Here is a 26,469-nt window from a genome sequence, read left to right as displayed (position 1 = left end):
TATTGTACGATTAGGTATTATGCTGATTGATCAGGGCAACTAAAGTCTCTACTGTTGTGTTGAGCTGATCTATTGTCAAATGGGCTTGGCTGTAGTAGGGCTCGCGTTCTGTTAATTTCTCTTCGATAAAGGCCCGTAGTTCTTCCGGTGATTTACCGATTAGAATAGGTCTTTTGTGTAATTTTGATTGTGACAGACGATCAAATAATGCTTTTGGGGTCATTTGTAGATATACTGCATAACCATTGGCTCTGATCCAATCCATGTTGTCAAAAAAACATGGAGCGCCACCACCCGTGGATATAACGGCATAGTTGTCTGCAAATTTACGGATCTGCTCACGCTCAAGTTCTCGAAAGGCTGCTTCACCATGTTCGCCAAAATATTCGGTAATGCTCATGCCGATCTGCTTCACGATTTCTTCGTCAGTGTCGATAAAAGGTAAATCTAATTTGTTGGCCAACTTTTTTCCCAGTGTAGTCTTTCCACTGCCCATATAGCCAATCAAAAATATAGGTTTAGGCATATTATTCTATTTGTCCTTACTTAAAAAATTGTCTTCGATCGTTTTTGCATCCGGGAAATTATTGTAATGCCATTTGCCCATTACATTTCCACCTTTTAATAAGATCACCCCCGGATTGGCTCTGACCATGCTTTTTAATGGAATTAAATCCGCATAGTATATTTCAGCAATCAATTGCATCTTGTCACTCAGGTATTGTGCATCTTTGGATGCAGAGGCAGTCAGTAGGACAACACGAAGACCATTGTAATCTTTGGTCATCTGTGTCACCGTCTGATTGATTTTCTGGAGGGCATCTATATTGGTAGACGAAAGATCCTTCGCGACAATGATAACATTATAATAGGGGTTGTTGATGATCTCCTGTGTATGATCAGCACCGTCGGCGTCCGTGATCAATAAGTCGGGAATAGGAATATCATATCCTTTTTTGACAAGTCTGCTTTCCGGCTCGCCGATGATTTCCCATGATTCGTCCTCCCATAGCTTATCCGCCATATAGATTTTGTCATTGACTTTCTTGGTCTCACCTGTCTTTTTGTTTTTCATAGTATAGAGCTGCTCAAAGACATCAGCTTCTTTTCCCTCCGGAAGAACCATCAGCGAAGGGAGGTTATTACCAATTTTATAGGGTAAGAAATCTATAAAAGGAAGATAGTTGACCGTATATACTCCGATACCCAAGGAAACAATAGCTGTAATCAATGTGACAACAAATTGATTGCCAGAACCTTTGATAATAGACCGAATCTGTTTGTGATAAAAAAAGATGATCAGAATCAAGACCAATAACACCAGATCTTTGGAAAAAGATTGCCAAGGGGTCAGTGGAATGGCGTCGCCGAAACATCCACAGGAGGTGACAACTTCGAAAAACGCGGAATAAAATGTCAAAAAGGTGAAAAATAGGATCAATAACAGTAATCCCCAAGCCACTAAATTGGCATAGACACCAAACAACAATAGGGCACCTAAAAGGATTTCAAAACCACAGATCACTACAGCAATAGCGGTCGCGTATTCATTGAACGCAGTCAGGTGGAATACCTCAAAATATTCCTGTAGTTTATAGCCGAAACCAGTAGGGTCATTGGCTTTGATAAATCCAGAGAAAATAAAAAGAAGTCCAGTGAAAATGCGGCAAAAACCTAAAAGGTAATTTGTCTTTGTTGTCTGTTGTGCTGCTGTCATTATCCGATTATTGTTGTGCTAGTCCTAATTTAATTAACGCAAAAACTGCGTAGTTGAGCATATCCTGGTAATTGGCGTGAATGCCTTCGGAAACAATGGTTTGGCCATCATTGTCCTCGATCTGTTTGACCCGATGAATTTTCATTAGGATCAAATCTGTCATTGAAGAAACACGCATATCACGCCAAGCCTCACCGTAATCATGATTTTTGGCCAGCATGAGGTCTCTGGTTTCCGTTACTTTTTCGGTATATTTTTGATTGACAAAGGTGGAATCAAGGTTTTCCTCCCCATCTTCACCTAGATCAATCTGGATCATAGCCATAATACAATAATTGATAATACCGATGTATTCGTCCACGACACCCTCTCCAACCTTGGATACTTTTTTGACCTCGAGTGTACGTATGCGTTGTGCCTTGATATAAATCTGGTCGGTAATGGAAGACAGACGCATGATCCGCCATGCTGTGCCATAATCTTTTGTTTTTTTTATAAATAAATCTTGACAGTGCTTGATCACACTGTTATATTCCTGAATAGTATCCATATCGCTTTTGAAAAGAACTTGATTAAACAAGTCGAGATTATAGGACAAATATAATTAGAAAATAGTACTTCTGATGGTCAAATGAATGTACAATTTGCGCTATTTTGCTGAAATTTAAATAAATATTTGCGATTTTTCGGCCATTAAAGGTTTTAAAACTAACTTTATCTTAATTTGATATTATGCGCAGAGTTGATTGTCAACTTTGAACAGCAAGAAAATAGAAATTCATGAATTTTCAACAACCTATTATTCGCGAGGTAGAGATTACCCGATATGTTCAGCCATTTCGGGAAGGTGGATCTTTGCCGGCGCTGGTCGATGCTGATGATGGCTTTAGTTATGTCATCAAATTTAGAGGAGCAGGACAAGGACCGAAGGCACTGATTGCTGAACTGGTCGGCGGTGAGCTAGCCAGACTGTTAAAATTAAGAGTGCCTGAAATCGTCTTTGCACATCTGGATGAATCTTTTGGGCGCTCAGAACCAGATGAAGAAATACAGGATCTACTCAAATTTAGTGTGGGGAAAAACCTTGGGCTCCATTTTTTGAGTGGGGCGATTACTTTTGATGCCAATGTTGATGTGATCGGTGCGGAAGAGGCTTCGAAGATTGTGTGGCTGGATGCCTTGTTGATGAATGTTGACCGCACAGTCCGGAATACCAATATGTTGATCTGGCACAAAGAACTGTGGTTGATCGACCATGGCGCGTCCCTGTATTTTCACCACAGCTGGGAAAATTGGGAAGAACAATCGCACAAACCTTTTGTGCAGATTAAAGATCATGTGTTGTTAAAAAATGCGACCATTGTCGAAAAAATAGATGCTGAATTTGGCCCTATTTTTACGGAGGATGTTTTTCGTAAGATATTGGCCGTTGTGCCAGACGAATGGTTGGTGGATTCCGAACGTGAATTGTCAGCGGCGGATGCGAGAGAAGTGTATGTTTCATTCTTGAAACAACGTGTGGCGAGCTCGTCAATTTTTGTAAAACAGATAGAAGATGCCAGAAAGAACCTTATATGAATATGCTGTGGTGCGACTGGTACCGCGTGTAGAGCGTGAGGAATTTATCAATGTTGGTATTGCGCTCTACTGTCGTAAATATCGCTTTGCCAAGATGGTCTATGCCATCGACGAGCAAAAAGTGCGTGCGCTCTGTCCTAAAATTGAATTGGAACTAATCGAAAACCACCTGTCTTCCTTTCAACGGATCTGTAATGGCGATAAAGATGCCGGAAGACTAGCTGCGCTGGATATCACGGAGCGTTTTCGTTGGCTTACAGCTAAACGGAGCACGGTCATCCAGTGTTCGGCCTCACATCCCGGACTCTGTGAAGATCCCGAAACAACATTGCAAAATTTGTTTGAGCGCCTGGTGCTTTAGTAGACATTGTCAGGCCGCCAAATGGGACTTGTGCCAAAAGGATGAAAAAATGCTTGTTGCAACGATGCTTTAGGTAATATGTTTGGGACGGGGCTGGAACTCAAATAGAAAGAAAAAATGATTTAATCGTAGCCTTATTGGTAATAAGGCTTAATCTATCAATATTGTATAGTATATTTGTTTTAATATTTACTTTTGAAGATGCATGATTTTTATCAACATATCTATGAGCAGCAATTAGCTGTTTTAGAAATGCCTTCCAATAAGAAGATCTGCGGCTGGGCAACCAAAATTTTGGATGTGCTTTTTCCGGAGCGAAATTCTGGCGAAATGAAATCGGTAGAAGATGTAAAACTTGCTTTTGAACAATTTGAACTGGAGTTGGAACAGCTTCTTAGCAAGTCAAAAGCCTGTGGTCATTGCAATCATGCACAAGTGGCCCATCAGTTTTTTGAACGTATTCCAGTGTTGTACGAGCTGATGTGCTGGGATGCTGATGCATTGATGGATGGAGATCCGGCTGCGCAAAATAAGCGTGAGGTTGTACGCACCTATCCCGGTTTTTTTGCGATCTGTATTTTCAGAATGGCAAATGAGCTTCACCGTCTAGGTGTGCCTCTGATTCCAAGGATATTGACTGAACATGCCCATTCAAAGACAGGTATTGATATTCATCCAGGGGCGACCATTGGTCATCATCTTCACATAGATCATGGTACAGGGCTAGTCATCGGAGAGACTTGTACAATTGGTAATTACGTTAAACTATACCAAGGTGTTACGTTGGGTGCCTTGAGTGTGGATAAGGTCTTTTCGAATGTCAAACGCCATCCAACAATCGAGGACCATGTCATCATCTATTCCGGAGCGACTATTTTGGGCGGTGAGACACGTATAGGTCATCATTCAGTTATTGGTGGTAATGTTTGGTTGACGAGTTCGGTCGAACCTTATACTACAGTATACCACCAGGCAACTGCAAAATTTATAGATTCAAAACCAATCATATAGATACATTTATGGGAAATATTATAGATACCATAGGCAATACACCCCTGGTGGAGATTACCCAATTTCATGCGAATCCCAGGGTGCGGATCTTTGCAAAGATGGAGGGGAATAATCCTGCCGGCTCAGTCAAAGATCGCGCGGCGTTAAATATGATACGCTCGGCGATGGAGCGTGGTGAAATTTCAAAAGAAAGCAAGCTTATTGAAGCGACAAGTGGCAATACAGGCATAGCCCTGGCCATGATTGCCGGAATATATGGTTTAAGTTTGGAACTGGTTATGCCCGCATCGTCTACCCGCGAGCGGACGTTGACCATGGAGGCTTATGGTGCGAAGGTTACGCTCTTAGAATCTATGGAAATATGTCGTGACTATGCCGAGGAGAAAGCGTTGAAAGAAGGCTATTACATCTTAAACCAATTTGCCAATCCGGATAACTATAAAGCCCATATCAAAACAACCGGGCCAGAAATATGGCGCGATACGGATGGGAAAATTTCCCATTTTGTGAGTGCTATGGGGACGACGGGAACGATTATGGGGAATTCCATTTACCTTAAGGAGAAAAATCCAGAGATACAGATCGTCGGTTGTCAACCTACACCCGAGTCATCTATACCCGGAATCAGGCGCTGGCCAGAAGCCTATCTGCCAAAGATATTTGATCCGAGCCGTGTGGATCGTGTGATTGATATTTCACAACAGGAAGCCACAGAATTGGCGCGCGAACTGGTGAAACGCGAAGGAGTATTTGCGGGTATGAGTACAGGCGGAGCATTTGCTGGCGCGCTGAAAATTGCCAGTGAAATTGAGGAAGGTCTCATTGTCTTTATCGCATGCGATAGGGGTGACCGTTACTTAAGCTCAGACCTATTTGGTTAGTCTAAGCCAGGTCAAATAGACTCGTAATATAAACTATAGAGCCTGTCTTTATTATACTAAAACCAAGTATAATAAAGACGGGCTTTTTGTAATAAAGACTACTTTCTTATTGCAATTTTCTTATCGAATCTGACTGACCCACGTCGATAAACACTCAGTTTAACGACAAGATCTGCTTTTTACATACAAACTTTTGGTGCTATACCCCCTGTCCAAACGTCAACAGGTTATTGTCGGGATCCAGGATCGAAAACTCACGTTGTCCCCAGGGTTTGGTCTCCAGTTTGCCATTCGGATGGATGGCAATGTTACGTGCTAAAAAAGATTGATAAAGCTCATCAATATCATCAGTACGGATATAGATCATGCCATAATTCTCTTCGGGTGGCAGTTCCCTAAATTCAAAAAAATGAATCTCGATCTGATCTTTTTTGACCATCAGATATCCTTCATAATCTTCGGTGCCACAAGGTATGAAGCCCAGCTGACCGAAGTAAAAATCACTTGTGACAGCTTTGTCGCGCATCGGTAATTTGGGGTGTATCGCAGTTAGTCTCATCGTTTATTTATTTTATTTGAATCTTATTGAAATATAGTGATTTATCTTGGATCTTCCATGTGTACTTATTATTTTCCAATTGGAATGCCAATACCGAAATATGGACTGTTATAAGTGTGATTTCATTGAACCCATGGATTTATCTTTATTGATCGTATTTGATTCTCATATTCTTCAAACAAATATCGAGGCCACATTTGATTCGGATGGCTGTGCAATCCACATTTACAGGTTGAACTCTTTTTCGATGTTTTTATAGTGTATAATGTATAGTTATGACTTATTAGTATTTGTAGTTTTATTGATAAATAAAAGTTATTCAATTTTGTGCTAGATCAAAACACAAATCATGTACAAAAAAGTGACTCCCACCATGCGATACAAGCATATACTCAACAAAAAAATTACTATCCGGGAAATCATCTTTATCCTCTTGCTTATCTTATGTCTGACACCAGTCGTATCAGCTCCTCTGGCGCTATTGCTGGGGATTATTGTTGCCCAATGGATCGGGCACCCCTTTTTGGCTGTTAATCACAAAGCCACACAAATTCTTTTACAGCTTTCTGTTGTTGGTTTGGGATTCGGTATGCATATTGACTCCGCTATTCAGACAGGCAAAGACGGGTTTTTACTGACCGTTATTTCTATTATTGGGACATTGTCCCTGGGGTACATATTGGGAAAATTATTAAAACTGGAAAAATTGACAGCTTATCTCATCACCGTAGGAACGGCCATCTGCGGCGGAAGTGCAATTGCGGCGGTTTCGCCCACTGTGAAAGCCAATGAAAAGCAGATCAGTGTCGCTTTGGGAACTATCTTCGTTTTGAATGCGCTTGCTTTGTTTGTATTTCCAGTCATCGGCCGTGCCCTAGATCTCTCCCAGACACAATTTGGACTTTGGTGTGCGGTTGCAATACAGGATACGAGTTCTGTGGTAGGTGCGGCAAGTAAATACGGCACAGAGGCCCTCCAGGTAGCAACGACTGTTAAGTTAACGCGGGCGCTATGGATTATTCCTATTTCTTTGCTGAGTGCGCTTGCTTTTAATACCAAGGGTACACGGATTAAAATTCCTTATTTTATCGGATTATTTATACTGGCTATCATCTTGAATAGTTATAGTCCATTTTTTCAAGAGATAGGAACTTATGTGGTTCATATTTCCAAAGTCGGATTAACATTGACGCTCTTTTTAATCGGAGCCAGCCTGTCAAGGGATGTGTTACTGTCGGTAGGTTATAAAGCGATCCTACAGGGGCTTGTATTGTGGTTGTGCCTTGCTATCCCTGTGTTACTCTATATTTACTTCTGTCTATAAAAAAATGGGCGGTATCAAATAGCAATAGTGGCCTACTGATGCTAGTGGATTTAGGGTTGATATTTCAGTAAAACCATATCTTTTAACAATTGACCGTTTTCATAGATAGGCTGTTCGTAATTGTCTATAAAAAAATTAGCACGGACACCATATTGAACAAAGCCATTACGTTCATAAAATCGGATCTGATCTAAGCCGCAATCCCCAGTGCCAACAATCAGGTTGGGATATTGTACACGATAAGTCTCCTGGATATATTGTAATATTTCGCTCCCAAGTCCTTTGTTCTGATGTGAAGCAGCGACAGCGATATTTTTGATCTCCAGCGTCTCGCCGTCGATGGGATATAAGCAAAATACCGCAATGGGCTGTTGCTGTTCCTGAACAACAAAGACGGAGGAATCAAAAAGGTATTTATTGATTGCGGCGACAGTCTCGTCGGCTAGAAGCAACAAATCATAAGGATAGTCCTTATGATTTGTGATCTGTTTTATTTCGAATTCAGCTAACATGTAAATAGCCTATCTGAAGTTGTTAAAATGAATCCTATTCGGATTGGTTTAATTGAAGTGGTATAAAAAGATAACATCCCCAACATAAGCAGGTTTGGCACTATCCTTAATTTTTAAAGTTGCTTCAATGGTTACTTTGATCACTCCCCTGAGATTGATAACCGATTTAACATGTGTATGTAATTGTACTTCATTATCGACCAGGACCGGTTGTGCAAAACGTAGGTTTTCGATGCCATAATTGATCTCCATTTTGACATTCCTTACTTCTGCAATCTGTTTCCACAAATAAGGAATTAAGGATAGGGTCAGATAACCATGTGCAATGGTCGATTTAAATGGACTCTCTGTTTTTGCTTTTTCGCTATCGAGGTGGATCCATTGGTGGTCTAAGGTTGCATCGGCAAACAGGTTAATCTGTTTTTGATCGATTGTATGCCATTGAGATTCGCCTAATGACTTTCCTTCAAAGGCTTTGTACTCTTCATAATTGTTAATTATTGTCATATGTTATGTCTTTATCGCTTTTCGTTGGAATTTGCTCCGTAGGTTACATACAGGAATATCAAATTTTGGCTAAAGATAACCATTGTCGTTAGCAATCCAAGTATGTCTGTTATTATATGTCTACTAGTTGAACGGATTGTCATCAGCTGAATATGCTGCAATTACCGCATTTAAAGCGTTTGTCACTATGATGGGCTCCCATATGTCTTTTCTACATAGGCTTTGAAGTTGTCCAAAATGGCTTGCCATCCTTGCCGTTGCATCTCAACAGGGTTTTCGAATTCAGCATCAAAAATAACGGTAATCTCAGTCGTGGATTTTTTTGAGCTGAAATTTATGGTGACCTGACGGCCATCAGGCATAGTATAGGCTATTTTTTTAAAAGGTTCAAGTGCTGTATAGGTTCCTATAAAGTCAAAACCCATGGAGCCGTCTTTCGCCTCCATCCGATTTTTGAATTTTCCCCCAATACGTAAATCATTGATTGCACCTGTACAATGCCAGTCATCAGAAGCTTGATTCCATTGCATAATATCTTCTGCTGAGGTATATGCATTCCAGATGATCTCCACACGCACATCAATATGCGCTTGTATTTTTATCTGCTCCATATTACGTTAATAATTTTTTCTAAAGTAATTACAGTTTCCTTAATAATAACAGGAAAATTTATCTTTTGTTATGTCCCTTGTAAGATAATTATTCATATTCTCCTAAATAGATTATTAAGGAATGTCAGCTTGGTGGGTTGTTCTTGGGGAGAGACAATTTTGCGTTAAGAGGCTGGGGATTCGTGGGCTTTTTGTTAACTTTATGAATGTGAATACTTAAACCCATTTATTATGTCTCCGAAACTCCTTATTATATTCTTTTTATTGATTTCTTCGAACAGGATCCTTGCACAAGGATACCGTAATATAGCAGATATCAGTTATTGTAAAAATACCGATACCGACGCGTATAAAAAGGAACGATGCAAGCTGGATCTTTATATTCCGACCGACCGAAAAGATTTTTCCACGATTGTTTGGTTTCATGGTGGTGGATTGGAAGGGGGAAACAAATTTATACCATTGGAGCTTAAAGAGAAAGGCGTGGCTGTGGTCGCGGTTAATTATCGGTTGAGCCCTAAGGAGGAAGCACCGGGTTATATTGACGATGCCGCAGAAGCTGTTGCCTGGGCATTCTCCCATATTGCTTCCTATGGTGGCGATCCGACAAAGATCTATGTGTCAGGGCACTCCGCTGGGGGGTATCTCGCTTTAATGGTGGGACTGGATAGCAGCTATCTACACAAATACGGTGTCGATGCGAATCGGATAAAAGGCCTGGCGCCCATCAGTGGCCAGACCAATACACATTACACTATTAAAAAGGAACGGGGACAGTCCATGGTCATCCCACAAATCGATCGCTATGCGCCAATAACCTTTGCTCGGAAGGATGCGCCACCCATTGTATTGATAACAGGTGATGCGCGATTGGAGCTGCCCGCGCGATATGAAGAGAATGCGCATCTTGCAGCAATATTAAAGCAGGTTGGTCATGCAAAAACCTCTTTATACCAATTACAGGGCTTTGATCATGGGGCCGTCTATGCACCAGGCTGCTTGCTGCTGCTTAACTGGATCAAGGAATTGGAAAAATGAAACTAGACCTTTACAATAATAGAGTACTAGCGTTAAGGCATGGACTGACTGAATTTCCAGTCAGAAATTTTATAAAATAAAGTAAAAATATTACAACAACGGTTTGGGAAATAGTAACGATCTTTATCCCGTGATATATACATATAGGGGTGTTTCCTGTAAATTAAGGTATCATAGCGTAAACAATATAAATTGCAATCCGTATGTGGGCAAAAGTCAACATCTTGTTGGTCATCTGTATTTTGGGGCTATTTCTAGCACCAAGTCTGGGTTTTGCCTGCCATTTAGCACCCGAAACACCGAAGCAGGAGGAGAAATCCTGTTGTACTGAAAAAGGTGCAGATCTAAAGGATAGCGATCAAGATCCAAAGCATACTGACAAAGCGCAAGATGTAAAGGATACCGAGACGAAAGATTGCTGTAAAGATAAAAAGCAGGATTCAGGAACTTCAAGTGATCACGGTGATGACTGTGGTAAACACTGTGCCGAAAAATCATGTCGTACTTCTATGCAATGTAATCCGATGATCTCTTTTTATGAAGTAGATCTTATTTTGCCATCAGATACAGATCATCTCAAATTGTATACGTTGTACAAGCAGCCTTTTTGCTCGGATGCTTATTTTTCGATCTGGCAGCCTCCCAAAATAGCCTAATCATCGATGGTAGCCCATGCTACGTCTTTTTTGGATCGCCATCGGCGTTCAAAACCCCTCTTGATGTATTCGTTGAAAACGCCCATGGGATCTTATGATCCGGTGACGGTCTACAGTTTTTAGCTATGAATAGCTTGCTGCTGACGGAGTTGTCATAGTTATTTATCAGAAATTTATTCATTATCAGGTACTCTTATTTGAAAAGCATAAATACGAATCAAATTTTTTGGGGATATCCTATCGTTATTAAAAAATAAACCAAGTGTAACGAGTTCATTGAGACCAATGAAAACAAACATTATCAATAATCGAACGTAGGGTGTTCATGAATACAATTAAAATAAACACGAATAAATAAATATTTACAGATGAAATCCATTTCAATAATTGGCTTAGTAACCCTAGTATTACTGACCACCAACACTATACAGGCACAGATCAAAAACGCGAAAACAGCAACGATAAAAGTCTTCGGAAATACCGCCGCTGCAAAAACTGTCATCGAGCAGGAAGGCAAGGCCGGAAAGACTGCCCAGGTAGACTGGAATCAGGGAACTAAAATTGCGACGATCACTTATGATGCTTCAAAAACAAATGAAGATGAGGTTTTAAAGCGTATTGCCTTAGCAGGATTTGACAGTGAGAAGTTTCTGGCGCCTGACGATGCTTATGCCAAGTTGCCCAAAGCAGATCAATACACAAGAACATTAAAACCTATATCAAAATCGCAGCCTGCAACAACTACAGAAACTAGTGGACAACATCAGTCGGGGCAAACAGACCATTCAGCTCATCAAAATGCTACAGCTGCTATTGCGGTAAGCGGAAAAGTAACACAATTGACAAATGTGGTCGATCAATACTTTGCTTTAAAAGATGCGCTGGTCAAGACGGATGCACAGGCGGCAGCGACCAAGGCAGCGGCATTGCAGGAAGCGATCAAGACCGTGGATATGAATAAGCTTGCATCCGCTGAACATACTGTCTGGATGAAGGTAATGAACAATTTGACTGCTGACGCTGCAACCATCGCGAAGAGTAAGGATGTGACCAAACAACGTGTTGCATTTGCCTCGCTTTCGACGAAGCTTTATGAACTGGTCAAAGTGAGTTCTTTCGGGAGCCCTATCTACTATCAACATTGTCCGATGTTTAACGAAGGGAAAGGTGCAAATTGGTTGAGCAAGGAAAAGGCCGTTAAAAATCCATTCTACGGATCGCAAATGATTACTTGTGGAAGTACAGTCGAAACGCTTAATTAAATAGCAAGCCCAATGAAATATTTAGTTGCTATTATAGCGGTGTTTGGCCTCATATTGACGGTATGCACCAATCCACAAAGCAATTCAAAAGCAGCGCTTACGAGTTCAGAAAGGGATACAACGAGGCATGTAGCGGCTGCTTCAAAGCAGTACAAAAAAGGAGATCTCGTGCCTACTGAAGAGGTATGTATGGTCAATGATGCTTTTATGGCCAAGAAACAACTGCTGGTCAAACATGAGGGCAAGGCTTATTATGGCTGCTGTGAAATGTGTAAGGAACGAATCCCTAAAGAAGCCGCTGTCCGTGTTGCTATTGATCCCTTGTCCAAGAAAGAGGTTGATAAGGCCAATGCAGCTATTGCCATAACGGGTGATCAGGGTGAAGTTTCTTATTTTGAAAACGAAGAAAATTATCGGAAATACGTTGAAAATATAAACCAATAAATAGACTTAAAATGAAAAGAATGATACTGATTGTAGTTGCAGCAATGACACTTGCTGCTTGCAACAACTCAAAACCGAATCATACACATGCTGCAGATATGGCAAAGGAAGCAGAGGAGACGGGGGCTGCTATAGATAAAACGAAATCGGATACAGTTGGTGCAGAAGATACAACAGCAAAAGCGGAGATTACCGAAACTGCTGCTATGACAAAGGCCGAGGCTCCAGTCGCAAAGGATAGATCTCTTGATAAGGTGTACAGTGCTTACTTTGAATTAAAAGATGCGTTGGCGAGAGATAATGGACAGGCGGCGCAGCTGGCTGCAAAAAAGATGGAGGCTGCGGTTGCGAAGATTGATGCCACCAGGTTGGAGACCGCTTCTGCTGCTGCCTGGAAACAGTATCAACGGAAATTGGCCTTTGATACAGAACATATCGCGGGGATTGATGAAAATGGACATCAACGTGAGCACTTCGTGACGCTATCCAAAAATATCTACGCATTGCTAAAAGTAGTGCGGCCGGATGCTCCGATCTATTACCAGCATTGCCCGATGTATAATGAGGGTAAAGGTGCGCATTGGTTGAGCAAACAAAAGGCAATCGACAATCCTTATCTGGGTAAATCAATGCCTACCTGTGGATCTACTGTAGAGACAATTCAATAGCGTGATGGAAAAGTTGTTTGAAGGATTTCCCAACTTGCACCCTTTGGTGGTTCATTTCCCTATAGTGCTGCTGCTTTTAGCCTTGCTCAGTCAGGTGGTGGCTGTATGCCATAGCCGATATCGGCGGGAGCTAAATATCTTGACTTTTATCCTGTTGTTTTTGGGAACAATAGGGGCTTTTGCAGCAATTCAGACTGCATCCCATATTTCGGGGGATGCCGATGAGGAAGCCTTTGCCGTTTTTGATATCCACCAACGTTATGCCTGGATCAGCTTCTGGCTGGCGGGGATAACCACAGTTGTACGCTTCGTGGCATTGCGAAGGAGTAAAGTCATCTGGACAAACTATTTGATCGTGATTTTGTTGATAAGTTTGTCTGTGACACTATTTATCACGGGACACCATGGCGCACGGCTGGTCTATCAGTATGGTGTGGGACCTAAAAGTAATGGAGTTTTAATGAAGTAATCGCATGAAAATGAGTAATAAGAAGAATATAATAATAATTGTTTTACTATTAATGACCCAGGCCGCTGTGTTTGCGCAGAAGGTGGTGCGTCACGAACTGTATGTTCGGGATACCATTGTGAATTATGCAGGCAAAGCAAAACGGGCCATTTCCGTAAATGGGCAGATTCCTATGCCGACGTTGACATTTACCGAAGGAGATACAGCGGAAATTGTGGTTCACAATGAACTGAAAGAAAGCACATCTCTGCACTGGCATGGTATCTTTCTTCCGAACAAAGAGGATGGTGTACCGCATCTGACGCAGGAGCCGATTAAGCCGAACTCGACTTATACCTATCGTTTCCCGATTATTCAACATGGAACTCACTGGTATCATTCGCATTCGGGCTTGCAGGAACAGATCGGTATGTATGGTAGCCTTATTTTGAACAAACGTGCGGATGACAAGACTTTTCGCAAAGGAATAGATGATTTACCTACGATTCCATTAATCATAAGTGAATGGACAAATTATAATCCGGATAATATCCAGCGGATGTTACATACGGGAAATGACTGGGCAGCTATTAAAAAAGGGGCTACCCAATCTTACGCGGAGGCGATCAAAGAAGGTAAGTTTGGAACGAAAATCACCAATGAATGGAAGCGTCAGCTCGCCATGGATGTCAGTGATGTATACTACGACAAGATCCTGTTGAATGGTGCCCATTCTACGGATCTAAAGGAAGTAGATGGAAAGAAATTGAAAGTGGGAGACAAGGTACGTTTACGGATTTCAAATGGTGGTGCTTCATCTTATTTTTGGCTACGCTATGCAGGTGGGAAAATTACCGTGGTTGCTAATGACGGTAATGATGTGCTACCTGTGGAAGTGGATAGGCTGATGATCGCGGTATCGGAGACCTATGATGTGGTCCTGACGATTCCTAATGAGGGAACAGCCTACGAGTTTATGGCTACAACGGAGGATCGGACGCAATCGGCGAGTTATTTTGTTGGTAATGGCATCAAGCAATTGATTTCACCACTCCCTCGTCTCAAATATTTTGAGGGAATGAAGATGATGAATGACATGATGAAGATGGACGGTAATCTGAATGATATGGGCATGAATATGAGCCTGAATCAGATGGATATGAATGTAGTCATGTATTCTGAAATTACCGGAGATGGAAAGAAAAAGGAAGATCACAGCAAGCATAGAGGTATGGATCATGGGAAGATGAAGGCCGATGAGGATCCAAACCGTTACAATGCGAATGCACTGGGTGATATCGTCACATTGAATTATGCGATGCTGGAATCTCCCCATGAGACCGAATTGCCGAAGAACGCTCCCGTGCGGGATCTTAAATTTACCCTTACAGGAAATATGAGCCGCTATGTGTGGAGCATGGATAATAAAATTCTTTCGGAGACCGATAAGATTCCGGTGAAGAAAGGGGAAGTGCTACGGATTACTATCTACAACAACTCAATGATGCGCCACCCGATTCATTTACATGGCTTTGACTTTAGATTGCTGAATGGCAAAGGAGCAAAAGCTCCATTGAAAAATGTGGTCGATATCATGCCAATGGAAACAGATACCATTGAGTTTTTGGCAAATGAAGAAGGTGATTGGTTTTTTCATTGCCATATCTTATACCATATGATGGCCGGAATGAACCGGGTATTTGCTGTGGATGACTATAAAAATCCATATCTACCCGATAAAGCCAAAGCATATAAGGAGCTGCAACATGAAAGCAATATGACGCATTTTATGGCGCAGAATGATTTTGCGACCAACGGAAATGATGGCCAGGCGATGTTTCAGAATGCGCGCTGGCAACTGGGATCGGAATGGCGATTGGGTTACAACGACATGCATGGTTACGAGGTGGAGACACACTTGGGACGATTTTTCGGAAAGATGCAGTGGTTTATGCCTTTTGTAGGTTTTGATTACCGTTACCGCCGAATGGGCGACGATGAACATGAAAAGAATATCTTCGGTCAGGCAAATAAAAAAGATAGCCGCAAAGCGGTGAGTCTGGGTTTTATGTATACGCTACCGATGTTGGTGAATTTTCAGGCCGAAGTGTATCATGACGGTATTGTTCGATTGCAAATGATGCGGGAGGATATCCCGATTTCACGAAGAATACGTGGCGATTTTATGGTCAACTCGGATCTTGAGTATATGGCCGGACTGAATTATATCATCACAAAGAATATGGCCTTCAGAACACATTACGATAGTGATATGGGATTTGGTGTGGGACTATCGTTGAATTATTAACGAACGGATTTTTAATACGGATAGAAGAGGGGACGCGGTATGCGCCCCCCCTTTTTTTTGTGGAATTTCTTAATGCGGTGTGCACATAATCTCACCCATGGATTTTATTTTTCTCTGTTACTGGTTAATAAGGTAGCAGATTGGGTCTATTTCCTTAAATAATATAGATCTGATTGTTAAATTATCCAGATTTTACCCGGACTTTATACGCTTTTATCCGAATGAGTTCCGAATGAAGTCCGGGTAATGTCCCTATTAGTTCTTTATTAATATACTTGTTGATATGAATTTGTATGCCCTTTGTTTTCTGGAAATCCCCTGTTTTTAAGCAGATGTTCTCTATAGTGGACAGCACAAAAGAAAGCGCCAGAAATCGTTAAATTTCTGGCGCTTTTTTATGTTATTCCGGTTCTTTTAACAGACCAGGTTTGGATCGTTTAAATCATCCATTTAAATAGACTCGCTCCCCAAGAGAATCCTGCTCCGAAAGCAGTCAGCATCACAAGGTCACCGGTATTCAGTTTTTTAATATTTTGCCAGATACACAAAGGGATCGTCGCTGCAATGGTATTACCTAGATATTCGATATTACTAAGTGCTCTATCTTCAGGAATATTAAGGCTACGACCAACTGCATCGATGATACGTTGGTTGGCTTGATGTGGAATTAACCAGTTGATATCTTCAATCTGTAAGTTATTGCGCTGTAAAACAGTATTGCAGGCATCACTCATCGATTGAACAGCATGTTTGAAGACTGTTTTGCCATCTTGTTTGAGAAAACGGTTGTCATTTACGGGTAGGTTGCTGTCGATCGGGTAGAGGGAACCACCGGCTTCGATCTTCAAAAATTCACGTCCAGCACCATTGCTACGCAGGTAGGCATCCATAACACCACCTTCAATTGAGGGTTCAAGCCAAATTACGCCAGCGCCATCTCCGAATAGAATATTAGTAGAACGGTCTTTTAGATCGACATAAGTACTGATGTTATCTGCGCCGACAACAAGCACATTTTTGTAACGTTGTGTCTCCACGAGCGACGAAGCCATATCCAACGCATAAAGGAAACCTGAACAAGCGGCATTGACATCAAATGCCCATACATTGGTCAGCCCCAATTTTTCGAGAATAATATTAGCCGTTGCTGGCATAGGCATATCTGGTGTAGATGTTGCTACGATAAGCGCATCTACATCCCGCAAATCTTTATTATATTGTTTTGCTAGATCCTGAATGGCTTTGACGGCCATATCCGATGTGGCAAGATTTTCATCCAATATCCTTCGCTCCTTAATTCCCGTACGTTTGATAATCCATTCATCGGAGGTCTCGCAAAACTGCTCTAAATCGGTATTGGATCTTCTGTTTGGTGGAATATATCCACCAACCCCAGTTATTGCTGCATACGGCCTGCTCGGTATTCTTTCAGTCATAAAATAATGTACTCTTTTCTCTCTTTTTCTACAGCCAAATCTTACAAATTAGTCAAGTTGTGATTTTGCGCCGTAAAACTACGGTTAATTTGTACAACTAAAGGGTGAAAAGATAGGTTTTTGACAAAATAATTACGTTTTTGAATAAAATTGACCGTTTTTAACTTTTGTCCTATACTATTCTTTTAATCGGTCTTGATCAGGCGAAATTATATGCTGCTGGTGGTGTATTTGTCGAAATTTTAATCTTTTTGATCTTTTCAAAAGGTCAAAACGGTCTAGCAATTTTTAACGTATTAGCGCACTTATCCAGAAATCCGGGCAAGTTTGAGCAGCTCCGCCAAGCCCCTGATTCCCTCTTCGATCAGCTCTTCGGAAATAGACCCATAACCTAGACGCAAGCCACCGTAACTATCGTCTTTATGATAGTTATCTGGATGTGGAATATGGATTGATTTTTCTTTCAGCTTTTTGAAGAGCAATGTCCAGTCTACTTGATGTTTGAAAGCAAGCCAGACTGCTAATCCACCTTGGGGACAATGGTAACTTACATGCTCTGATAAATGGAGATCGAGTTGCTTGACCATAAAGTCCCGCTTGCCTCGATAATAGTTGGTTGCTTTGCGGATATGTCTTCTTACGGTGCCGTCCTGAATAAGTTCCAAAACTGCCTGCTCCATAATATTATCGCCTTGTATATCGATGAGGTAACGTAGTTGAGCAATAGCTTGCAATAAATGTTGATTTTTGCTGACAAGATAGCCTATACGAAGTGCAGGGGCTACGACTTTGCTCAATGTTCCGATGTAGATCGAATGTTGCAATTCGGCAGCCGAGGCCAGCGGGTGGTATGGCGTGTGATCGAAATGAAATTCGTAATCATAATCGTCCTCGATAATCGTAAATCCATATGCATTGGATAATTGAATCAGCTCTGACCTGCGGGCGGGGCTTAACGTAGCCGTTGTCGGATATTGTCGATGCGGTGTAATGTATAGAGCTTTGATATTTTTTTTTGCCTTTAGATGGGGTATCATTTCTTCGACAATGATACCCTCATTATCAACAGGGATTTGTATAAGTTTTGCTCCGGTATGCTCGAATATCTTCCAGGCAGAGTGGTAGCCAGGAGACTCGACGAAAATATAGTCATCCTTTTCCAGTAGACATTGAGCAATAAGATACATAGCCATTTGGCTTCCTCTACTGATACATAGGTTGTCCAAGGTGATATTCATATTGCGTTCCAGGTTGAGCATGTCGGCGATGGCTTGCCTAAAATCGATATGTCCCCTTGGGTCGGCATAGCCCATCATCTTCCAACGGGCACTCCGTTTGAAAATCTGTCGATAGGCGCGTCCGAGCTGGTCGATCGGAGCAATCTTGCTATCTGGATTACCATCATCGAAGATAATACGCAAAGGTGTCTGAAGAGTCGATACGGCTATACTTTGGTTGGAACTTTCAGCTTTGGAAAGCAACGGCGGAAGCTGCTGGGCCACAAAAATCCCACGACGCTGTTGGCTCACGACCCATCCTTCGCTCAGGAGCTGTTGGATAGCTTCAACAACGGTATTACGGTTTAGCTTCAACTGTGTGGCAAGCACTCTACTGCTTGGTAAGGCTGTACCACAGGCTAGTCTGCCAGACTGTATATCAGCGGCAATACTATCTGCCAGTTGTAAATAAATCGCCTTTGTGGAAGATCGGTCTATCTCCATTGTCAAATTCCAGGGTCTGAGCATGGGTCAATTTTATTAGGTAATTCATCCAAAGATACAATTGTTCTTTTGGATTGAAGCCCTTTACGATGATTCGATCGCATTTGTTTTTCAGGTATTGGGTTTGAGATGAGCTGCTTACTTCTGGTGGTAGTAACTGGACTATTTGCTTTAAATTGATCCTGGACTACCTACAAGGAAAGATTTAATCTGATTTTTGGGTTTAACTAAATCTTGACCATTTGATGAAACCATTTCCTGTATTTGAAAAATTGGATATCCAGATTGAACGTGCGGCTGGCTGTTTCGTATATGACCATCAGCAAGAGGCCTATTTGGATATGTATGGCGGGCACGCTGTTGTCGCTGTGGGGCATACACATCCGCATGTTGTCGATAGTACCTTGCAACAGTTGGGCAAGATTGGCTTCTATTCGAATACGATATACAATGACTTGCAGCATCAACTGGCACATCAATTGGGCCTGATGAGCGGATACACCGACTATGCGGTATTTTTTTCGAATTCTGGTGCGGAAGCAAATGAAAATGCCTTGAAACTAGCCTCGTTTTTTACAGGGAGAAAAAAGGTTTTATCCTTATCTAATGCCTTTCATGGCAGAACCTCCGGTGCTGTATCAGCGACTGATAATACGAGCCTCCGTGCTGCTGTAAATGATAATGGTCATTACTTTTTCAGTCCATTCAATGAGTTGTCCATTTTGAGAAAACAATTGGAAACCGAGGCATATTGCGCAGTGATTGTGGAACCGATTCAGGGGGTAGGCGGAATTCAGGTCGCCACAGATGAATTTCTACAGGAAGTCAGAGCGATCTGTACAAAAACAGGCACCTTGCTTATTCTAGATGAAATCCAATCGGGGTATGGCCGTACCGGAAAGTTCTTCGCACACCAGTATGCCGGAATAAAGGGGGATCTAGTTACTGTAGCGAAGGGAATAGCCAACGGTTTCCCTATGGCTGCGACTATTATTTCACCTGCTGTCAATCCACTCATGGGGCAATTGGGGACGACCTTTGGCGGCAATCATCTAGCCTGCGCCACTGCAATAGCGGTATTGGAGGTTCTCCGGGATGAAAAGCTGATTGATAATGCGGCGCAAGTAGGTGGTTTTTTAATAAGTGAATTGAAGGATATCGCTGCTGTGGCTGAGGTGAGGGGTAAAGGCTTGATGATCGGTGTAGAGTTTGATGCCGATATACAACAACTGCGACAGGAGCTGCTATTTGACGAGAAGATCTTTACTGGATATGCCGGTGCTTATACATTAAGGCTACTGCCACCGTTAAGTTTTACAATGGAGCATGCACAGATTTTTTTAAGGAGCTTAAAGAAATTGCTTGAAAAAAATAGCCGTTATTTCCAAAACCGTTCTTATCACATGGGATAGTTAGTGAAGAACTGTATACTGCAGCCTTTTATGCAAATAAAGGAAATTGCCTATCAGTTGTAATTCGTGAAGAACTGCATGTCGCTTTCCAGGACGGTATTCTATTAATGAACCGTGTCTGAGGGGATATTCTTTTGAATGGGTGAGTTTAGCTTTTTTCTTGTATTAATGACGTCAAAAAAGTAATTTCACAACAGATACTTTAATTAGATAGATACACGGAAACAGATGTCGACAATTACGAAGGGTTTACCAACAGCCGGATTGATTAGTATAGCGGATAACAAAATATTACTGGCCTACAGCAATAATAAAAAAGCTTGGTACCTGCCGGGTGGTAAAATAGATGCAGGGGAGGATTCATTACAATCACTCCGACGCGAGATTTCAGAGGAATTGAACATAGATCTTGACCCCCAAAAGATTTCGTACTATTGCCATATTACTGCTCCAGCCTATGGTATGATCCCTGAGGTGATCATGGAACAGGATTGTTTTCTGTATCCACTTACGGAAACGATACAACCAAGTAACGAAATAGGAGAAGTGAAGTACTTCTCCCATGAAGATTATTTACGCGAACCTATTCAGGTTATCGGTGTGTTGCATGTTTTTGATCGGTTGAAAGCAGATGGCCTGATTTAAGTTAAAGGCCATAACTATGCTTAAATACCATAGCCCTCATTGGCACAATTGATTGTTTTGGTATTTTGTATCGGGCTTATCTTTCCGGTCCTGGTGTTCAATCGCCAAGCTTTGAGAATCTTGTTGAAATATTCTTTGTCTTCCTCGACAACGCTAATAGCAACGATTTCGCTGTCAAATTTGTTGCCTATCCTACAGTTGCAAAGGCTAAGTTGTTCGTTGGCTTTGAGCTTACGAATATTGATTGTATCCAAGATCTTATATTTCACCTGGCCCTTTCCATTCTCCTTGTCATCAAGCAGTTCATTCAAAATACAAATCCCGTTTTTATCGCTGGTATAATATCCCGCAGCAAAGCGATAGTCACCACTTTCACTTTTGCTTGCGTCTATTACTGCACCTGATGCATGGGCATAGCTGGCCAATCCCGGAATTTCATTAATCTCCCGAAATATTTTTCCATATAATGGATTTTTCTGATTTTGAACGATGTTAAAACTTGACCAGCTGCAGATGGCCAATAATGCAAATAGTATACTTGTTAAATAACGCATAGCTTCGATTGTTTTGAATACAGTATTAAAGATAATAAATCTTGTTGCATTCTTAAATTACGATATTTATATTTTGCTCATCGACTGTTAAGAGGGGCTATTCATATTTGGAAAAATCTACGGCAAATATACAGCGATTGACCTGACTGCCATTCTGTGCCCCGGCATTGGGTTCGAATTCGGTCAGACTCCAGAGATAACCATAAGTTGCTTCATAATATAGGGATTCGGCACCATAGGGCCATCTGTAACGGACAGTGTCATCTGCGCCATCGCTGTAGCGTGCCAGTCTTGCATTGGATCCGTAGGAATTGCTCGGAGATCCTGTGCAGGATAGCCATGTCCGGTTTCCTTTTCGGAATACACCTTGAATCCCGTGGGCATGGTTATCAGTAAATAGACTGTTTTTTGGTGTAACTGTAACAATACCTGAATTTTGAAGTTTACCATCCGCGTCAATAGGAAAGCCAAAAACTTGTGGCACGATGGCGGCATCAGCGCTGCCAGCATAGTATTGGCCAGTCCAAAATTGGGTTCCTTCATCATTGACTTGAATGGTTGAAAAGGGACTGGCATTATTGATCTTTTGATATCCTATTTGTGGTAATATATACCGATAGTTGAATGCATATAAATTGCCATTGGCATCTTTTCCGCATTTCTCGCTGGTGTCATCACCCGTGCTAACTTCAATAATTTTATCAAGATCGAACACCCTGACGCCCAGATTTGTGCTACTCAGGTAGATTTTGCCTTTGAAGTAGGCGATTCCACCAGCATGTACTTTAAGTGGAGCATAAATACCATATTGTGTATGGTTTGTCGTTCCGCTAGGAATATCGGGTTGAACCAGAAGGATATGGCGGTAGGTCAGATAGGTACTTGAACTTGGGCTAATGTCAATCAGGGTAATGCGGGAACCTTTGTGCTCGGCATTATTCCGAGCATACCAGCTGACCAAAAGATAACGGACTCCATCTTTTGTGAACCCGGCAATCCCCTGTGGCCGCCAGATGGCCGTGGTTTCATCATCACTATTCCACCGGATACCCCGCACCCGATTTTCTTCGGGAATGTTGAACCCATATACCTCGGTGTAAGCACTCCCACCAATGGCCTGACGGTTTTTATTTACCTGGGAAGGATTTAGAAAACTGAATCCTGAATTGATATAGGTACTGGTATTGACATAATTGTTGACACTAACAGCAGCAGCAGTTGTGCTCGCTTTAAGTTTTGAAGCTGTTTCAGTTTCTATGGACGCTGGAGCTATTTCATTTTTTTGACAGCTGACGCTCGCCACTGCAAGCATAAAAATCAATCCAAGTGTTTGTCTTTGAATCATCGTTGTAGGTTTATGTAATCGTATACAATCCGAATAGTAAATAGTTTGTATGCTAATTGCGAAACTAAATGATTCAACTATTATTTGGATAAACGTAATATTAAATCTGTATTACGTTTGCTATCTTTTTGTTTATAGTCTTTATTTTATGGGGCTTAGTGTTCCAACCTTCTGTAAATGAGTAGCCCCCTATCAATGATCTTGTTTAATGAGATAATATCAGTGATAGGGAGCTATATTTATCCAAAGCGCAACTTATTTTGTAGCCTCTGTTTTTTCTTTTTGGGATTCTTTGTATACTTTGCTATCCTCATCGTCCATGTCCATGTCGAGGTCTTCCTCTTTGTATTTTCCCATTTTGAGTTGAAAATTATCAGCGGTACCGGTGATGCGCATCGGTATTCCGAAGATTCCAAATGGAGGCAGCCCAAGTCTGAACCCGAGATTCATCCGTCCATCAAGTGTAACCTGGCCTTCAAATCGTGGTCTGAATCCCATCATCTTCATTTTGGTACGTTCGATGGTCATGACATTGTTCTTGATATGCGATTTGATGACAACTTTTTTCACTTCGCCGTCTTTCAATTTTTCTTTTGAGGTGGATTCACTGATGCCATTCAGTAATTTGAAACCTCTGAATTTAATCTGGTTCAAGGTCAGGCTACCCTCACCGACAATGGAAGGCATCACAGGCTGCATATTACCGTTCAGTAAACCTCCTAATTTATAATCCAGCGATACAAGGCCATGCGCATTTTTGGCAGCAGTCACCATTTCTCTGAACATTGGAATTTCCTTATAGGCACGTTGAATATCAAAGCTGTCCGCTTTTACAGCGTAGTCGAATGCGGCTCTGCGGGGATTTATTGGCCTATAATTTCCATTCATAGCTGCTTTTAATCCCGCTAGTTCAAAAGTGGTGTTGTTGAGCGCCAGTTTGCCTTCTTTGACCTGTAGATCCCCCTTGAAATCTTTGATGTTCATATTGTTGTAAGAAACATTGCTGACTAAGCCCAGTACCTGAACATCCAGGTTTTTAGGCAAAAGGACCACACCTGTCTCCGAAGAAGAGGATGCTGCTGAAGGAGTATCTGCAAAAACCATGAAGTCATCAACAGTGATTTTTTTACTATTGAGCGTAAACTGCCCTTGTAACGAGGCGTTGCTATTTGTCAGGTAGTTGATGATATTATTCATATAACCTTTTACGGAGATCGAATTTCTACCATAGTTGACCAGGAATCTGTCAAAGTTCATTTTCTCCTGATGGAAGCTAAAATCACCGCTCTTGATCGCAATAGGTTGAGGGAGTAGATCTGTCTGTACCTGGATTTTACCGATGTTGATACGTCCACTATTGTGGAGTCTGGCATAACGGCCGCTAGTCGCATCGCTCTGAAGACCTTTGAGACTGAAATCTGTATGGATAAAACCATCAACGTTGGTTCCGTCCAAAGCAAAAAACTTATAGATAGGACCAAGGTTGAGTTTTCCTTTGGACTGAATATTATAGTTGATGTTATTGAAATTGCGCAGATCTGCATTCAGGAAAAATGGTTCCCCGGCGAAGGTAAATGAAACGGGTAGTATCTTGACACTCAAATCACGTAAAGATCCCTTCTCGCTATTCACGAAGGCTTCAACATGTATATTTTCCATTGGAATAGGGTATTCCTTGGATTTGATAAACCCATCTTTCATCACAATGGAAGTATTGGTTTCGGGAAAAATATTCCGTTTGAGATCGACATAACCTTTTGCATTGAGGTTTACATCGATCAGCCCAGCCAGTTCGATATCTTTGATCGGGTAGAAGCTTTTGATATCGGCCAAATTGAATAAGGCTTTGAGATCAGACTGTACCGCAATTTTGTTGAAATCTGTTATCGAAACATAACCTTTAATATAGTTGTTGAGTGCCTGAATCGAGATGTCGTGAATAGAAATGGATGCGCTTTTCATTTTGCCATCCGGATCTTTTGCTTCAAGACGATAAGCGATTTTGTCAAGTCCTTTTGGGAGATCAGCTAGTTTGAAATGGCCGTCTGTGAGGGTGTTTTTGATATCAAATGTCGGTATGGAAGCAATATATTCCTCTTCGCGTTTTTGAAGTCCGACTTTGCGTGTTGCTTTGGCATAGGTTCCGTCGACCTTGGCGTCAAGATTCCATCGTCCGCCCAAGGAGAAGCCCGGAAATTGTAGGGAAGAATAGAGTATGCCCAGGTCGAGGTCGCTTTTCATATCCGCATGTACAGTCACTGGATGAAGTCCTGCGATCTGTCCTTTTGCGTTGAAGTAACCCGATGCGACTTTAAAGTCAAACTGTTTCAGATCAATCCGGAGCGAGTCGGGATTTAAGGCTGGAAGATCAATCTTTAACTTCGCGTTCCAGTCAGTCAATGGATTATTGGATTTTTTATAGGCCATATATCCGTTGTTTATGGTCAGTCCCAGGGATAAATCGGGCATCTCATTATTGTCAACAATATAGTCACCAATTAAATTTACAAAAACTTCGGAAGTGCCTTTGACGGATAGATCTTTTATCCATGATGCGTAACTATTGGGAACCAGTGACAGCAATTCACTTAGGGTGCTCTCCTGGGATTTTAACTTGAAGTCCAGATGATAACCGTGCGATATAAAGGATAATAAGCCCCGGAATCTTACTGGTAGCTGATTAATTTTGATATCATTTCGTTCGAATATGAATGATAAATTATCGGTGTTGATACGCGTCAATAAATTGGCATCAATTGATTTTTTGTCGACATAGAGTTCATTGTCAAAAGAAAAGGAAAAAGCGGCAATCTTGGCTCTGGTATTCAAATCAAAGATATTCGACATCAGATCACCTTTACCCTCGTAGTCCAGATCTTTTGCGTCAATCCATAATGGAATAGATTGGTCTTCGTAATGCAGATTGGTCTTTTCAAATTTAATCAGCTGAAAAGCCAGTGCACTGCTCTCGGAATTATCTTTTGCCTTGGTGGAATCTGTTGGTGTAGACTTGTATATGTTGTAGTTGGCGTTACCTAAGGAATCAACCAGAATATTGATCTTCCCCTGGTTAACGATAAACTTGTCAATAATGATTTTTGATTTGAGCAAGCTCATGAGGTCAATTCCAAAGCTTACTTGTTTGGCGGCAAGCAAGGTGTCTTTTTTGAATGGCTCAGAGCCCTTTAACAACACGTCATCCATCGACGCTGTCAATAGTGGAAATTGATCAAAGAAGGTCAATCTGACCTTTGTATAGTTGAGCTCCCCATTGATATGCTCGTTTGCCAACGACTTAACTTTGTCGTTTACTTCTTTTTCGAAGATATAGGGAATGGATAATATACAAAGAATAAATAGTGCGATGAAGCTTACTAACCCGATAGAGATTCGTTTGGCAAGCTTTAGAAATGTTGCTTTTGACACAGTGTTGTTTTTTTGTGGCTACAAAAGTCCGAAAATTATTGCTAA

26 protein-coding genes are annotated in these 26,469 nt (G+C 41.5%); 14 read left to right on the top strand and 12 right to left on the bottom strand.

The genetic code is table 11. The features are described 5' to 3' along the window. Positions 1-10: 10 nt before the first annotated feature. The 3 genes from LC454_RS06345 to LC454_RS06335 are packed head-to-tail and all read right to left on the bottom strand — an operon-like array spanning position 11 to position 2,267. Positions 11-526 carry a shikimate kinase gene (locus tag LC454_RS06345; RefSeq protein WP_223580746.1) on the bottom strand — a complete coding sequence of 172 codons (516 nt, stop codon included), beginning with the start codon at positions 524-526 and terminating at the stop codon, positions 11-13. A 6-nt stretch (positions 527-532) separates the two neighbouring features. Then, the gene (locus LC454_RS06340) at positions 533-1,717 is read right to left on the bottom strand and encodes a BT_3928 family protein (RefSeq protein ID WP_223580744.1); all 1,185 of its coding nucleotides are present in this window, start codon (positions 1,715-1,717) and stop codon (positions 533-535) included. Positions 1,718-1,724: 7 nt separating this feature from the next. Next, the gene (locus LC454_RS06335; protein ID WP_223580742.1) at positions 1,725-2,267 is read right to left on the bottom strand and encodes a DUF1599 domain-containing protein; all 543 of its coding nucleotides are present in this window, start codon (positions 2,265-2,267) and stop codon (positions 1,725-1,727) included. Between the two features lie 230 nt (positions 2,268-2,497). Here LC454_RS06335 and LC454_RS06330 point away from each other — a divergent pair, with 230 nt between their 5' ends. The 4 genes from LC454_RS06330 to cysM all read left to right on the top strand — a co-directional run bounded on the left by LC454_RS06330 (position 2,498) and on the right by cysM (position 5,548). After that, a complete protein-coding gene (locus LC454_RS06330) occupies positions 2,498-3,295 on the top strand; it encodes a HipA family kinase (protein ID WP_223580740.1) in 798 nt (265 codons plus the stop codon). After that, positions 3,273-3,656 carry a DUF3037 domain-containing protein gene (locus LC454_RS06325; RefSeq protein WP_223580738.1) on the top strand — a complete coding sequence of 128 codons (384 nt, stop codon included), beginning with the start codon at positions 3,273-3,275 and terminating at the stop codon, positions 3,654-3,656. The genes LC454_RS06330 and LC454_RS06325 overlap by 23 nt, the downstream gene beginning before the upstream one ends. Positions 3,657-3,857: 201 nt before the next feature. Next, the gene (locus LC454_RS06320; RefSeq protein ID WP_223580736.1) at positions 3,858-4,667 is read left to right on the top strand and encodes a serine O-acetyltransferase; all 810 of its coding nucleotides are present in this window, start codon (positions 3,858-3,860) and stop codon (positions 4,665-4,667) included. Between the two features lie 8 nt (positions 4,668-4,675). Continuing rightward, a complete protein-coding gene (cysM, locus tag LC454_RS06315) occupies positions 4,676-5,548 on the top strand; it encodes a cysteine synthase CysM (RefSeq protein ID WP_223580734.1) in 873 nt (290 codons plus the stop codon). A 199-nt stretch (positions 5,549-5,747) separates the two neighbouring features. Here the strand turns inward: cysM and LC454_RS06310 are convergent, their stop codons facing one another. Next, on the bottom strand, positions 5,748-6,107 hold the full coding sequence (locus LC454_RS06310) for a bleomycin resistance protein (RefSeq protein ID WP_223580732.1): 360 nt from the start codon (positions 6,105-6,107) through the stop codon (positions 5,748-5,750). A gap of 349 nt (positions 6,108-6,456) precedes the next feature. Between LC454_RS06310 and LC454_RS06305 the strand changes: the two genes are divergently transcribed. Beyond that, positions 6,457-7,431: a YeiH family protein gene (locus LC454_RS06305; RefSeq protein WP_223580730.1), complete on the top strand. Its 975-nt coding sequence runs from the start codon at positions 6,457-6,459 to the stop codon at positions 7,429-7,431. Positions 7,432-7,481: 50 nt separating this feature from the next. Here the strand turns inward: LC454_RS06305 and LC454_RS06300 are convergent, their stop codons facing one another. The 3 genes from LC454_RS06300 to LC454_RS06290 form a co-directional block, all read right to left on the bottom strand. Continuing rightward, positions 7,482-7,943, bottom strand: a complete 462-nt coding sequence (locus tag LC454_RS06300; protein WP_223580729.1) for a GNAT family N-acetyltransferase — start codon at positions 7,941-7,943, stop codon at positions 7,482-7,484. A gap of 48 nt (positions 7,944-7,991) precedes the next feature. Then, positions 7,992-8,450 (bottom strand): MaoC family dehydratase, encoded by a 459-nt coding sequence (locus LC454_RS06295; RefSeq protein WP_223580727.1) that lies wholly within the window; start codon positions 8,448-8,450, stop codon positions 7,992-7,994. Between the two features lie 185 nt (positions 8,451-8,635). After that, positions 8,636-9,061 carry an SRPBCC family protein gene (locus tag LC454_RS06290; RefSeq protein WP_223580725.1) on the bottom strand — a complete coding sequence of 142 codons (426 nt, stop codon included), beginning with the start codon at positions 9,059-9,061 and terminating at the stop codon, positions 8,636-8,638. Between the two features lie 231 nt (positions 9,062-9,292). On the opposite strand from LC454_RS06290, the gene LC454_RS06285 reads away from it, so the two are divergent. The 7 genes from LC454_RS06285 (at position 9,293) to LC454_RS06255 (ending at position 15,885) form a co-directional block, all read left to right on the top strand. Continuing rightward, complete coding sequence (locus LC454_RS06285; protein WP_223580723.1) at positions 9,293-10,099, top strand: alpha/beta hydrolase; 807 nt, start codon at positions 9,293-9,295, stop codon at positions 10,097-10,099. Between the two features lie 203 nt (positions 10,100-10,302). Continuing rightward, a complete protein-coding gene (locus LC454_RS06280; RefSeq protein WP_223580721.1) occupies positions 10,303-10,755 on the top strand; it encodes a hypothetical protein in 453 nt (150 codons plus the stop codon). Between the two features lie 368 nt (positions 10,756-11,123). Beyond that, positions 11,124-12,017: a DUF3347 domain-containing protein gene (locus LC454_RS06275; protein WP_223580719.1), complete on the top strand. Its 894-nt coding sequence runs from the start codon at positions 11,124-11,126 to the stop codon at positions 12,015-12,017. A gap of 12 nt (positions 12,018-12,029) precedes the next feature. Continuing rightward, positions 12,030-12,461 carry a hypothetical protein gene (locus LC454_RS06270; protein WP_223580717.1) on the top strand — a complete coding sequence of 144 codons (432 nt, stop codon included), beginning with the start codon at positions 12,030-12,032 and terminating at the stop codon, positions 12,459-12,461. An 11-nt stretch (positions 12,462-12,472) separates the two neighbouring features. Then, positions 12,473-13,129: a DUF3347 domain-containing protein gene (locus LC454_RS06265; protein ID WP_223580714.1), complete on the top strand. Its 657-nt coding sequence runs from the start codon at positions 12,473-12,475 to the stop codon at positions 13,127-13,129. Positions 13,130-13,133: 4 nt separating this feature from the next. After that, positions 13,134-13,598 carry a DUF2231 domain-containing protein gene (locus LC454_RS06260; RefSeq protein ID WP_223580713.1) on the top strand — a complete coding sequence of 155 codons (465 nt, stop codon included), beginning with the start codon at positions 13,134-13,136 and terminating at the stop codon, positions 13,596-13,598. A 10-nt stretch (positions 13,599-13,608) separates the two neighbouring features. Continuing rightward, positions 13,609-15,885 carry a multicopper oxidase family protein gene (locus LC454_RS06255; protein WP_223580711.1) on the top strand — a complete coding sequence of 759 codons (2,277 nt, stop codon included), beginning with the start codon at positions 13,609-13,611 and terminating at the stop codon, positions 15,883-15,885. Between the two features lie 437 nt (positions 15,886-16,322). Here the strand turns inward: LC454_RS06255 and LC454_RS06250 are convergent, their stop codons facing one another. Further along, on the bottom strand, positions 16,323-17,321 hold the full coding sequence (locus LC454_RS06250) for a beta-ketoacyl-ACP synthase III (protein WP_223580708.1): 999 nt from the start codon (positions 17,319-17,321) through the stop codon (positions 16,323-16,325). Between the two features lie 305 nt (positions 17,322-17,626). After that, the gene (locus LC454_RS06245) at positions 17,627-19,066 is read right to left on the bottom strand and encodes a PLP-dependent aminotransferase family protein (RefSeq protein WP_223580705.1); all 1,440 of its coding nucleotides are present in this window, start codon (positions 19,064-19,066) and stop codon (positions 17,627-17,629) included. Positions 19,067-19,287: 221 nt separating this feature from the next. On the opposite strand from LC454_RS06245, the gene LC454_RS06240 reads away from it, so the two are divergent. Continuing rightward, positions 19,288-20,454 (top strand): aspartate aminotransferase family protein, encoded by a 1,167-nt coding sequence (locus LC454_RS06240; protein WP_223580703.1) that lies wholly within the window; start codon positions 19,288-19,290, stop codon positions 20,452-20,454. 228 nt (positions 20,455-20,682) lie between these two features. Then, complete coding sequence (locus LC454_RS06235) at positions 20,683-21,099, top strand: NUDIX hydrolase (protein ID WP_120259537.1); 417 nt, start codon at positions 20,683-20,685, stop codon at positions 21,097-21,099. Positions 21,100-21,119: 20 nt separating this feature from the next. Here the strand turns inward: LC454_RS06235 and LC454_RS06230 are convergent, their stop codons facing one another. The 3 genes from LC454_RS06230 to LC454_RS26515 form a co-directional block, all read right to left on the bottom strand. Beyond that, entirely contained in the window at positions 21,120-21,653 is a 534-nt protein-coding gene (locus LC454_RS06230) for a hypothetical protein (RefSeq protein WP_223580692.1), read from the bottom strand. A gap of 97 nt (positions 21,654-21,750) precedes the next feature. Then, positions 21,751-22,998, bottom strand: coding sequence for a hypothetical protein (locus tag LC454_RS06225; protein WP_223580691.1), 1,248 nt, complete (start codon positions 22,996-22,998; stop codon positions 21,751-21,753). Positions 22,999-23,253: 255 nt separating this feature from the next. Further along, a complete protein-coding gene (locus LC454_RS26515) occupies positions 23,254-26,424 on the bottom strand; it encodes an AsmA-like C-terminal region-containing protein (protein ID WP_223580689.1) in 3,171 nt (1,056 codons plus the stop codon). Between the last annotated feature and the right edge of the window lie 45 nt (positions 26,425-26,469).

It is taken from the genome of Sphingobacterium sp. GVS05A (assembly GCF_019969845.1).
GTDB lineage: Bacteria > Bacteroidota > Bacteroidia > Sphingobacteriales > Sphingobacteriaceae > Sphingobacterium.
This window is presented reverse-complemented; position numbering and strand designations above follow the sequence as displayed.

What these genes read in the sequence shown, in the direction of transcription:
- LC454_RS06345 (WP_223580746.1), bottom strand. Translation starts at nt 526, where the DNA reads ATGCCTAAACCTATATTTTTGATTGGCTATATGGGCAGTGGAAAGACT.
- LC454_RS06340 (WP_223580744.1), bottom strand. Translation starts at nt 1,717, where the DNA reads ATGACAGCAGCACAACAGACAACAAAGACAAATTACCTTTTAGGTTTT.
- LC454_RS06335 (WP_223580742.1), bottom strand. Translation starts at nt 2,267, where the DNA reads ATGGATACTATTCAGGAATATAACAGTGTGATCAAGCACTGTCAAGAT.
- LC454_RS06330 (WP_223580740.1), top strand. Translation starts at nt 2,498, where the DNA reads ATGAATTTTCAACAACCTATTATTCGCGAGGTAGAGATTACCCGATAT.
- LC454_RS06325 (WP_223580738.1), top strand. Translation starts at nt 3,273, where the DNA reads ATGCCAGAAAGAACCTTATATGAATATGCTGTGGTGCGACTGGTACCG.
- LC454_RS06320 (WP_223580736.1), top strand. Translation starts at nt 3,858, where the DNA reads ATGCATGATTTTTATCAACATATCTATGAGCAGCAATTAGCTGTTTTA.
- cysM (WP_223580734.1), top strand. Translation starts at nt 4,676, where the DNA reads ATGGGAAATATTATAGATACCATAGGCAATACACCCCTGGTGGAGATT.
- LC454_RS06310 (WP_223580732.1), bottom strand. Translation starts at nt 6,107, where the DNA reads ATGAGACTAACTGCGATACACCCCAAATTACCGATGCGCGACAAAGCT.
- LC454_RS06305 (WP_223580730.1), top strand. Translation starts at nt 6,457, where the DNA reads ATGTACAAAAAAGTGACTCCCACCATGCGATACAAGCATATACTCAAC.
- LC454_RS06300 (WP_223580729.1), bottom strand. Translation starts at nt 7,943, where the DNA reads ATGTTAGCTGAATTCGAAATAAAACAGATCACAAATCATAAGGACTAT.
- LC454_RS06295 (WP_223580727.1), bottom strand. Translation starts at nt 8,450, where the DNA reads ATGACAATAATTAACAATTATGAAGAGTACAAAGCCTTTGAAGGAAAG.
- LC454_RS06290 (WP_223580725.1), bottom strand. Translation starts at nt 9,061, where the DNA reads ATGGAGCAGATAAAAATACAAGCGCATATTGATGTGCGTGTGGAGATC.
- LC454_RS06285 (WP_223580723.1), top strand. Translation starts at nt 9,293, where the DNA reads ATGTCTCCGAAACTCCTTATTATATTCTTTTTATTGATTTCTTCGAAC.
- LC454_RS06280 (WP_223580721.1), top strand. Translation starts at nt 10,303, where the DNA reads ATGTGGGCAAAAGTCAACATCTTGTTGGTCATCTGTATTTTGGGGCTA.
- LC454_RS06275 (WP_223580719.1), top strand. Translation starts at nt 11,124, where the DNA reads ATGAAATCCATTTCAATAATTGGCTTAGTAACCCTAGTATTACTGACC.
- LC454_RS06270 (WP_223580717.1), top strand. Translation starts at nt 12,030, where the DNA reads ATGAAATATTTAGTTGCTATTATAGCGGTGTTTGGCCTCATATTGACG.
- LC454_RS06265 (WP_223580714.1), top strand. Translation starts at nt 12,473, where the DNA reads ATGAAAAGAATGATACTGATTGTAGTTGCAGCAATGACACTTGCTGCT.
- LC454_RS06260 (WP_223580713.1), top strand. Translation starts at nt 13,134, where the DNA reads ATGGAAAAGTTGTTTGAAGGATTTCCCAACTTGCACCCTTTGGTGGTT.
- LC454_RS06255 (WP_223580711.1), top strand. Translation starts at nt 13,609, where the DNA reads ATGAGTAATAAGAAGAATATAATAATAATTGTTTTACTATTAATGACC.
- LC454_RS06250 (WP_223580708.1), bottom strand. Translation starts at nt 17,321, where the DNA reads ATGACTGAAAGAATACCGAGCAGGCCGTATGCAGCAATAACTGGGGTT.
- LC454_RS06245 (WP_223580705.1), bottom strand. Translation starts at nt 19,066, where the DNA reads ATGCTCAGACCCTGGAATTTGACAATGGAGATAGACCGATCTTCCACA.
- LC454_RS06240 (WP_223580703.1), top strand. Translation starts at nt 19,288, where the DNA reads ATGAAACCATTTCCTGTATTTGAAAAATTGGATATCCAGATTGAACGT.
- LC454_RS06235 (WP_120259537.1), top strand. Translation starts at nt 20,683, where the DNA reads ATGTCGACAATTACGAAGGGTTTACCAACAGCCGGATTGATTAGTATA.
- LC454_RS06230 (WP_223580692.1), bottom strand. Translation starts at nt 21,653, where the DNA reads ATGCGTTATTTAACAAGTATACTATTTGCATTATTGGCCATCTGCAGC.
- LC454_RS06225 (WP_223580691.1), bottom strand. Translation starts at nt 22,998, where the DNA reads ATGATTCAAAGACAAACACTTGGATTGATTTTTATGCTTGCAGTGGCG.